The organism is Okeania hirsuta, assembly GCF_003838195.1.
Lineage (GTDB): Bacteria > Cyanobacteriota > Cyanobacteriia > Cyanobacteriales > Microcoleaceae > Okeania > Okeania hirsuta.
The window spans coordinates 1-2,185 of the sequence record NZ_RCBY01000515.1 but is presented as its reverse complement, the minus strand read 5'-3'; the positions used below and the strand labels follow the sequence as shown (position 1 = coordinate 2,185).

General features: G+C 42.8%; 4 protein-coding genes. 3 read left to right on the top strand and 1 reads right to left on the bottom strand.

Translation table 11 applies throughout. The features are described from left to right. The 3 genes from D5R40_RS32410 to D5R40_RS32400 form a co-directional block, all read left to right on the top strand. On the top strand, positions 1 to 633 hold a 633-nt coding region (locus tag D5R40_RS32410), incomplete at its 5' end, for a PAS domain S-box protein (protein ID WP_205127827.1). 136 nt (positions 634 to 769) lie between these two features. After that, positions 770 to 898 carry a hypothetical protein gene (locus tag D5R40_RS41750; RefSeq protein ID WP_282433703.1) on the top strand — a complete coding sequence of 43 codons (129 nt, stop codon included), beginning with the start codon at positions 770 to 772 and terminating at the stop codon, positions 896 to 898. A 30-nt stretch (positions 899 to 928) separates the two neighbouring features. Beyond that, the gene (locus tag D5R40_RS32400) at positions 929 to 1,645 is read left to right on the top strand and encodes a sensor histidine kinase (protein WP_124155839.1); all 717 of its coding nucleotides are present in this window, start codon (positions 929 to 931) and stop codon (positions 1,643 to 1,645) included. Between the two features lie 137 nt (positions 1,646 to 1,782). On the opposite strand, the gene D5R40_RS32395 is transcribed toward D5R40_RS32400, so the two are convergent. Continuing rightward, positions 1,783 to 2,185 (bottom strand): 2-dehydro-3-deoxygalactonokinase (locus D5R40_RS32395; RefSeq protein ID WP_161565167.1); only part of this gene is annotated, 403 nt, incomplete at its 5' end.

Below are 2,185 nucleotides of genomic sequence, written 5' to 3'. Positions count from 1 at the left end.
ATTGGGCACCTGATTATGTTTGGTGAAGAGGAAATGGAAATCGACTGGATTCCCAAGCATACCTTGATTCATTTCTCCCGACACGTTGCCTTCGAATTGGAAAGGGCCATTTATGAAGCCAAGCAGGCCAAAAGTCTGGCAAGGTTCCAAACCCTGGCAAAAAGTGCTCCGATGGGAATTGTCCTGGCGGATCCAAAAGGAAACATTCAATTCGCCAATCCTGCATTTTCAGATATCATCGGCTATGAAGTAAAAGAAATAATTGACAAGTCTTTCAAGGATTTTACCCTGGAAGAAGATATAGATTCAAACATTGGTGACCTCAGGCAAGTAGCAGAGGGTGAGAAGGGATTTATCAGTATTACCAAAAGATACCGACATAAGAAGGGAAATGTAATTTGGGCGAAAGTTACCATTTCGAGCATGCTGCCGAAAGGAAGCAAGCAACCGGAAGTAATTGCGATCATTGAGGACATAACCGATAAAGTACATCGCGAACAGGAAGTAAATCGCATTAACGCTGCTTATGAACAGCAAAGGCTGCTCATGGTGGCGGGGAAAAAGTTGCCAACAGTTCTTCATGGATTTACGATTATACCCAAAGGAGACTCATACCGTCGCCGGTTTGGCTGAGCTCTACGATCTGGATCCTTCTGTGGGAACTGAAGAGGAGGTATTACAACAAATTATGCAAAAGTATCCAAAGAGGATTTGGATACGGTTCGTAAACTGGCGAAGGATTGCATGGTAAAAGAAGAATCCTCAACCTATGACTATCGCTTACGCCTGGCCGATGGAAGCATTCGATGGTTACGCAGTACCTTTACGAACTGGAAGGAGGAAAGCAGTTGATGGGTACTACCATGGATGTGACCCAGGAAAAGAATACCCTGAATGAACTCATCAAGACACAAGATGAGCTGGAACAGTGGATTTATTCTGTGACCATGACCTCAGAACCCCTCTCGGTCATATCGAAGGCTTTAGTGAGTGGTTGATGGAAGAAGCAAAATACAAGCTTTCTGCTGACGGGATTTCTTACCTTAATGGCATTATATCTGCTTCGGAAAGAATTGACCTCATGACTCGAGATCTTCTGGAGTATGCATGGACCCGTAAAGTAAGCCTTCATAAAGATTGGGTAGATCTGAATGAGGTGCTGGTGGAATCAAAAAACAGCCTGGCTTCATCCAGAAATTTCCCGCGCATTCAATGGGAGATTGAAGATTTGCCCAAAGTTTATGCAGATCGATCCATGATGTATAGCATGATGGATAATTTGCTCTCGAATGCTTTAAAATACAGCCAGGATGCAACACCACCTATTATCAAGATATGGGCTGAAACGGAACCCAACAAGGTCTTCATTCACTTTCAAGATAATGGGGTTGGTTTTGACATGAAAGAAGCCGACAGATTATTCAATTTCTTCGAACGTCTGCATCATGGAAAAAAATACAAAGGATCGGGAGTAGGTCTGGCCAATGTTCAACAAATACTCCTCAGACATAAAGGAAACATCAGTGCAAAAGGAGAACCGGTAAAGGAGCAGTATTTACCATCTACCTACCCTTGGATCATGCCAAATGATACAATATTTGCAGATGTCCCTGCACGCTTAGATTCAGGGCTTCCTCATCTATGATTTCCAGTTGATCCGAATAGCCCAGCTTTGAGAGAGCTTCTTTGTATAATTTCTGAATGACTCCTTCTCCACTCAAAAAAATCGTTCAGGTTTCAAAATTTCTAATTCCCGAAGTTCATACCCTATGATGAGGCCACTTAAATAATAATAATTGGCGGCTTGCTTAATTTATCAAACAACTCATGGGTCCGAACCCTGAACAGGCGATTCAGCAAATTTCCTGCTGTTCCCTCTTTTACTCCATGCCTGAAAGCAAGATAATCATGATTCTCCTTTGGCAATTCTATAGAATGGCTGAGGATGGAATGCTTACTGATAAGTTCAAAAAGCTCTCCCGTCATATAGGTCTTAAAATCCAGTAATTCATGCTCGCCGGTTAGCATGTGCTTTGAATGAGTACCTGGCATGAGAATCAGGCTATGGTTGATATCTCGTACCCTTGAAAGGCCAATCAATTGCGTTTCTTCTCCCCTCATCACATCGCCTTCTTTCTTCAAGCCCGATACCAGCAAGAGGTTGTAAGGGAAATATTCTTCTGCG

Excerpts from the sequence above, each read along its gene's own strand:
- D5R40_RS41750 (WP_282433703.1), top strand. The coding sequence starts at position 770 with ATGACTATCGCTTACGCCTGGCCGATGGAAGCATTCGATGGTTACGCA.